Origin of the sequence: Ramlibacter aquaticus (assembly GCF_015159745.1) — a bacterium.
Classification (GTDB): Bacteria; Pseudomonadota; Gammaproteobacteria; order Burkholderiales; family Burkholderiaceae_C; genus Ramlibacter; species Ramlibacter aquaticus.
The window spans coordinates 24,514-31,293 of sequence record NZ_JADDOJ010000046.1 but is presented as its reverse complement, the minus strand read 5'-3'; the positions used below and the strand labels follow the sequence as shown (position 1 = coordinate 31,293).

The 6,780-nt window shown below is 70.3% G+C and carries 7 protein-coding genes; 3 read left to right on the top strand and 4 right to left on the bottom strand.

Annotation, left to right across the window (positions count from 1 at the left end; genetic code table 11):
- The 4 genes from IM725_RS12205 to IM725_RS12190 form a co-directional block, all read right to left on the bottom strand.
- A partial coding sequence (locus tag IM725_RS12205) for a glycerol-3-phosphate acyltransferase (protein WP_407692522.1) occupies positions 1-171 on the bottom strand: 171 nt, incomplete at its 3' end.
- Between the two features lie 31 nt (positions 172-202).
- The gene (locus IM725_RS12200; RefSeq protein ID WP_193780873.1) at positions 203-694 is read right to left on the bottom strand and encodes an aminoacyl-tRNA deacylase; all 492 of its coding nucleotides are present in this window, start codon (positions 692-694) and stop codon (positions 203-205) included.
- A gap of 4 nt (positions 695-698) precedes the next feature.
- The gene (locus IM725_RS12195) at positions 699-1,760 is read right to left on the bottom strand and encodes an aldo/keto reductase (protein WP_193780872.1); all 1,062 of its coding nucleotides are present in this window, start codon (positions 1,758-1,760) and stop codon (positions 699-701) included.
- Positions 1,761-1,809: 49 nt separating this feature from the next.
- Positions 1,810-3,594, bottom strand: a complete 1,785-nt coding sequence (locus IM725_RS12190) for an acyl-CoA synthetase (RefSeq protein ID WP_193780871.1) — start codon at positions 3,592-3,594, stop codon at positions 1,810-1,812.
- Positions 3,595-3,621: 27 nt separating this feature from the next.
- Between IM725_RS12190 and IM725_RS12185 the strand changes: the two genes are divergently transcribed.
- From IM725_RS12185 to prfB, 3 genes are all read left to right on the top strand, one after another.
- Positions 3,622-4,527, top strand: coding sequence for an alpha/beta fold hydrolase (locus IM725_RS12185; protein ID WP_193780870.1), 906 nt, complete (start codon positions 3,622-3,624; stop codon positions 4,525-4,527).
- Positions 4,528-4,701: 174 nt separating this feature from the next.
- Positions 4,702-5,589, top strand: a complete 888-nt coding sequence (locus IM725_RS12180) for a hypothetical protein (protein ID WP_227753775.1) — start codon at positions 4,702-4,704, stop codon at positions 5,587-5,589.
- A gap of 59 nt (positions 5,590-5,648) precedes the next feature.
- Positions 5,649-6,753 (top strand): peptide chain release factor 2 gene (gene prfB, locus IM725_RS12175; RefSeq protein WP_193780868.1). Its coding sequence is split into 2 segments (ribosomal slippage): positions 5,649-5,729 and positions 5,731-6,753, totalling 1,104 coding nucleotides; the frame shifts between segments, so codons are not numbered across the junction.
- The last annotated feature ends 27 nt before the right edge of the window (positions 6,754-6,780 follow it).

Sequence of the window (6,780 nt, the reverse complement as noted above, 5' to 3'; positions counted from 1 at the left end):
CGCCCGCGCGTGCCAGGGCGCGGCCGTAGTAGCGCATGGACTTGTAGTGCCGCTGCCGACGGTGCGCGGGTCGGCCAGGCCCATGGCCCGGCTCACGATGACGGCGAAGGAGAGCGAGCCCAGCAGGTAGGCCGCCAGGGCGGCGAGCAGCGGATAGGCGATCGGGGGCACGGGCTCTCCTCTTGTGTTCTTGTGCGGCGGCCTATTCTGCCAGCGCGCAGTTCACCGGCTTCGCGCCCAGCAGGCGCACGCAGACCTGCGGGTCCAGCCGCACCAGGAAGCCGCGCCGGCCGCCGTTGATCGCGATCTCGGACAGGGCCAGGATGCTCTCCTCGATGTACACCGGCATGGCCTTGCGCGTGCCGAAGGGCGAGGTGCCGCCGACCAGGTAGCCGCTGTGGCGGTTCGCCACCTCGGGCTTGCAGGGCTCCACCGACTTGGCGCCGATCTGGCGGGCCAGGTTCTTGGTCGAGACCTTGCGGTTGCCGTGCATCAGCACCACCAACGGACGCGCCTTCTCGTCCTCCATGATGAGCGTCTTGACCACGGTGAAGGGGTCGAAGCCGAGCACGGCCGCGCTGTGCTGCGCACCGCCGTGCTCCAGGTACTCGTAGGGATGCTCGCTGAAGGCCACCCCGTTCGCACGCAGCAGGGCCGTGGCCGGCGTTTCGCTCACGTGCTCCTTCTTCGCCATGACGTCAGACGGCGGGGTCGCGCATCTCCCAGCGGATGCGGTCGATCTGCTCCAGCAGCCCGGCGTCCAGCGTGGTGCCCCAGGCCTCGATGTCCTCCTCGAGCTGGGCCAGCGAGGTGACGCCGATGATGGTGCTGGCGACCTGCCACTGGGTGTAGCACCAGGCCAGGGCCATGCGGGTGGGCGTGAGCCCGTGCTCGCGCGCCAGCGCGTTGTAGCGGCGCGCGGCGGCCAGCGCGTCGGCGCGGCCCCAGCGCTGCTTGCGCACGGTTTCATATTTCGCGATGCGCGCGCCCTGCGGCGCGGCCGGGCCCTCGATGCCGCTGTCGTCGTACTTGCCGGTCAGCAGGCCGAAGCCCAGCGGCGAGTAGGCCAGCAGCGAGACCTGCAGGCGGTGCATGGTTTCGTCCAGGCCGTTCTCCAGCACGCGGTTGACCAGGCAGTAGGGGTTCTGCACCGTCGCCACGCGCGGCAGGCCGTGCTGCTCGGCCAGGCGCACGAACTCGTGCACGCCGTAGGGCGTCTCGTTGGACAGGCCGATGTGCCGCACCTTGCCCTGCTTCACCAGCGTCGCCATCGCCTCCAGCTGCGCCAGGATGGGCGTCTGGCTGCGCTCCTTGGCGGGGTCGTAGTACATGGTGCCGAAGGCCGGCACGTTGCGCTCGGGCCAGTGAATCTGGTAGAGGTCGATGGTCTCCACGCCCAGGCGCTTGAGCGAGGCCTCGCAGGAGGCCACGATGTCGGCCGCCGTCATGCCGCTGCCCTCGCGCACCCAGGGCATGCCGCGCGAGGGGCCGGCCACCTTGGTGGCGATCACGAGCTTCTGGCGCGCACCCGGCGTCTTGCGCAGCCAGTTGCCGATGATGGTCTCGGTGGCGCCATAGGTCTCGGCGCGGGCGGGCACCGAGTACATCTCGGCGGTGTCGATGAAGTTGATGCCGCGCGCGAGGCTGCGGTCCAGGATGGCGTGGGCGCTGGCCTCGTCCACCTGTTCGCCGAAGGTCATGGTGCCCAGGCAGATGGGCGTGACGTGCAGGTCGCTCTGGCCGAGTTGGATCGTGTTCATGGACGGAATCTTAGCGGGCGGGCGCAGGGGCCGCGCCGCGCCCACCCGGTCAGGCGCGCCCGCGCGCCCGCTCCTCCTCCTGCAGCCGCAGGATGCGCCGCTGCACCTTGCCGGTGGTCGTCATGGGCAGCTGCTCGATGAACTCGATCTCCTTGGGGTACTCGTAGGGCGCGAGCCGGCCCTTCACGTGCGCCTGCAGCTGCGCCACCAGGTCCGCCTCGAAACCGGCCGGCGCGGCCGAGCGCCGTGCCGCGGCGTCGGGCGCCAGCACCACGTAGGCCTTCACCAGCGCGCCGCGCTCGCGGTCCGGCTTGGGCACCACGGCGGCGTTGGCCACCGCCGGGTGCTTGACCAGGCAGTTCTCGATCTCGCTCGGGCCGATGCGGTAGCCCGCCGCCTTGAACACGTCGTCGGCCCGGCCCTGGTACCAGAGGTAGCCCGCCTCGTCGCGCAGGGCGAGGTCGCCGGTGCGGCACCAGTCGCCCGTGTACTTGCCGGCGGTGGCGCCCTCGTTGCGCCAGTAGCCCAGGAAGAAGATCGGGTCGGGCTGGCCGTGCACGTCGTAGCGGTTCACCGCCACGTCGCCCGGCACGCCGGGCGGGCACTCGCGGCCCTCCTCGTCGATGACGGCCACGCGGTGGCCCGGGTAGGGCCGGCCCATGCTGCCCGGGCGCGCCGGCCAGCCCACGCCGCCCTCCGTGTCGCCGTTCATGGCGCAGTTGCCGACCACGTAGTTGATCTCGGTCTGGCCGAACATCTCGTTCACCGTGACCCCGAGCTGCTCGCGGCACCAGTGGAAGACGGCGTCGCCCACCGCCTCGCCCGCGCTCATCAGCCCCTGCAGGCGCAGGCGGAACTGCCTGCGCGGCTCGGGGAAGGCCTTCATCATCGCCTTGAGCGCGGTCGGGAACAGGAAGCTGTGCGTGACGCCGTGCGCCTGCATCAGCGTGAAGGCCAGTTCGGGGCTGAAGCGGCCGTTGAAGGCCACGATGGGCCGGCCGAAGTACAGGGCGGGCAGCAGGGCGTCCATCAGCCCGCCCGTCCAGGCCCAGTCAGCGGGGCTCCAGAACACGGACGTGTTCTGGAGCCCCGCTGACCGGGCCGTGCCCGCTGTGGGGACCGCCCCCTCCCCGGCCGTGGGCGGGAAGCCGAACCAGTTCTGGCTGCAGATGAATCCCGGCAGGTTGCCGATCAGCGCCTGGTGGGGGATGAGCGCGCCCTTGGGCGGCCCGGTGGTGCCGCTGGTGTAGATCAGCACCGCGCCCTCGTCGGCGCGCGTGTCCACCAGCGCGAACGGGTCGCGGTGCGGGGCCAGCAGGGCCTCCCAGTCGGCGTCCGTGCCGGGGGCGCCGTCCACGCCGACCACGCAGCGCAGCGCGGGACACTGGGGCCGCACCTCGGCCAGGGCCGCGGCGGCGCTGGCATCACAGATCGCGACCACGCTGTCGCTGTTGCGCAGCCGGTACTCCAGCGCCTCGGGCCCGAAGAGGATGGACAGCGGCATCGCGACGGCGCCCATCTGCAACACCGCCATGTAGGCGACCGCCGTCTCAAAGCGCTGCGGCAGCACGATGGCCACGCGCTCGCCGCGCCGCACGCCCAGGGCCGCGAGCGCATGGGACAGCGCATCGGCCTGGCGGCGCAGGTCCGCATGGGTCAGCACGCGGCGGCCCTCGGGCGCCCCGTGCGCGATCACGGCGACCCGCGTGCCCGCATCGGGGGCCTCGGACCAGCGGCGGTTGCAGGCCTGCGCCATGTTGAAGTGCGCCGGCACCGCCCAGCGGAAACCCGCGTGCATCGCGGCCCAGTTGTCCCTGGCTTGACTGCCGTCCATGGCCTGCCTCCTTATCATTGCGGGGCAATGTACCAAGTCCGCCTGGCCTCGCGCAGCGAGTTTGTCCCGATCCGCCACCTGCGCTACCACGTGCGCACCTGGGGCCAGCCCGGCCCGGGCAAGGTGCCCCTGGTGCTGGTGCACGGCTGGATGGACGTGGCTGCCTCCTGGCAGTTCATGGTCGACGCCTTCTCGGCCGACCATTACGTGATCGCGCCCGACTGGCGCGGCTACGGCCTGACCGAGGCCGCGCCCACCGACAACTACTGGTTCCCCGACTACCTGGCCGACCTGGACTTCCTGCTGGACCACTACGCCGACGGCCAGCCGGTGGACCTGGTGGGCCACAGCATGGGCGGCAACATCGCCATGCTCTACACCGGCTCGCGGCCGGAGCGCATCCGCAAGCTGGTGAACCTGGAGGGCTTCGGCATGGCGGCCACCCGCCCCTCGCAGGCGCCCAAGCGCTATGCCAAGTGGATGGACGAGCTCAAGGCCCTGCACCGGGGCGAGCTGGCGCTCAAGGCCTACGACGACCTGGGCGGCGTGGCGCGCCGCCTCATGAAGACCAACCGCCGGCTGGACCCGCGCAAGGCCGACTGGCTGGCCAGCCATTGGGCCCGCACCGACGCCCAGGGCACCTGGCACATCATGGGCGACGCCGCCCACAAGATCACCAACGCCCAGCTGTTCCGGGTCGACGAGGTGCTGGAGATCTACAAATGCATCACGGCGCCGGTGCTGGCGGTGGAGGCCAGCGACGACAGCCTGACGCAATGGTGGCAGGGCCGTTACACCCTGGATGAGTACCACGAGCGCCTCAAATCGGTGCCCGACTGCCGCATCGCCCGCATCGAGGATGCCGGCCACATGCTGCACCATGACCAGCCCGAGGCCCTGGCGCGGCTCCTGGAAGCCTTCCTGGCCGAGTGAACACGGGCCCGCGCTGCCCATCCGGCGCGAAAAATTACCGCTGCGGGCCGCTTTCATCAACGCAGAGCTGCGAGCCCTTGAGGTAGGACCCGTCCTACCCGAGACTGGCGTCACCAAGTGTGTGCGGGGTGACGGATGCGTAGGACTTGTTGGGGACTGTTGCTGGGGCTGGCCATGCTGCCCTGCGCGGCGCTGGCCGATGATTTCGACCAGGGGCTGCAGACGCTGTGGGAGGTGCTGTGGCACCAGAGCGGCACGCCCACGCGCATCGTTCGATGGGAGAACGACATCAAGGTGCGCTTCACCGGCGCCACCGCCGCCGCCCACCACGACCACATGATGCAGGCCCTGCGCACCGTCACGGGCGAAGCCGGCGTGAAGCTGGTCGAGGTCACCGGCACGCCCGAGGCCGACCAGGCCAACCTGGTGGTGGAGGTGCTGCCCGACACCGCGCTGGAGGACAACCAGCCCTGCGTCACCTTCCTGGACTTCCGCACCGAGACCCGCATCGACACCGCGCTGGTGCAGATGCGCGACCGCGACGCCTGGCGCTGCGCCTACCACGAGTCCATGCACGTGATGGGCGTGCGCGGCCACCCGGCCGGCCAGACCGTGCTGAGCTACTTCCCCTGGAAGATCGACGGCCTGCTGCCGCTGGACCGGGTGATGCTGCACGCCTGGTACTCGCCGAAGATGATGGGCGGCATGACGCCCTTCGAATCCCTGCCCGTGCTGGCCGACGAGCTGCTCGCCAGCCTCCCTCCCGCGGCGCGCCCGGCCGCCACGGCCGCGCGTGACCAGTTCTTCGCCACCACGGTGCGCCAGATGCAGGCCTATGCCGACGGCCGCGGCGACGTGCCCGCGGTGGTCAAGCGATCGGGCAAGTCCACGCCCGAGGGCATCCGCTTCGGCCGCGGCGAGATGAGCTATTTCCTGGGCGTGGCCTACCTGGAAGGCAGCACCGTGCCGCGCGACGCCACCCAGGCGGTGCGCTGGCTGGAGCGGGCCGCGACCATGGGCAACCGCGGGGCCCAGGCCCGTCTGGGCGCCTTCAGGCAGTAGCCCTGCGGCAGGGCTGTCCCTCGTGCGAAAATCCGGCCCTTTTCCGGATCTTTCGCAAAATGGAAGCAGAACGCATCAACCAGATCGGCGCGCGGCTCGCCGACCTGGGCGCACGGACCCAAGCCCTCCGGGGGTATCTTTGACTTCGATGCCAAGTCGGAACGCCTGAGGACGGTCAACGCCTCGCTCGAGGACCCTTCGGTCTGGAACGACCCCAAGAAGGCCCAGGAACTGGGGCGCGAGAAGAAGCTGCTGGACGACATCGTCGTCACGCTGTCCAACCTCACGCGCGACCTCTCGGACAACACCGAGCTCTTCGAGATGAGCCGCGAGGAAGGCGATGAAGCCGGCCTCGAGACCCTGGAAGCCGACGCCGAGCGCCTGGCGCAGGACGTGGAGAAGCTCGAGCTGCGCCGGATGTTCAACAACCCGGCCGACCCGCTGAACTGCTTCCTGGACATCCAGGCCGGCGCCGGCGGCACCGAGGCCTGCGACTGGGCCAGCATGCTGCTGCGCCAGTACCTGAAGTACGCCGAGCGCAAGGGCTTCAAGACCACGGTCGAGGACGAGTCCCCCGGCGACACGGCGGGCATCAAGGGCGCGACCATCAAGATCGAGGGCGACCACGCCTACGGCCTGCTGCGCACCGAGACCGGCGTGCACCGCCTGGTGCGCAAGTCGCCCTTCGACTCCGCGGGTGGCCGCCACACCAGCTTCGCCTCGGTGTTCGTGTACCCGGAGATCGACGACTCGATCGAGATCGACATCAACCCGGCGGACGTGCGGGTGGACACCTACCGCGCCTCGGGCGCGGGCGGCCAGCACATCAACAAGACCGACTCCGCGGTGCGCCTGACGCACATCCCGACCAACATCGTGGTTCAGTGCCAGGACAGCCGTTCGCAGCACAGCAACCGCGACGTGGCCTGGAAGCGCCTGCGCTCGCGGCTGTACGACCACGAGATGCGCAAGCGCATGGAAGAGCAGCAGAAGCTGGAAGCCACCAAGACCGATGTCGGCTGGGGCCACCAGATCCGCAGCTACGTGCTCGACCAGAGCCGCATCAAGGACCTGCGCACCAACGTCGAGATCTCCAACACCCAGAAGGTGCTGGACGGCGACCTCGACGCGTTCATCGAGGCGTCCCTCAAGCAGGGCGTCTGACCGAGCCATTCCCGCCCCGGGCGCCCG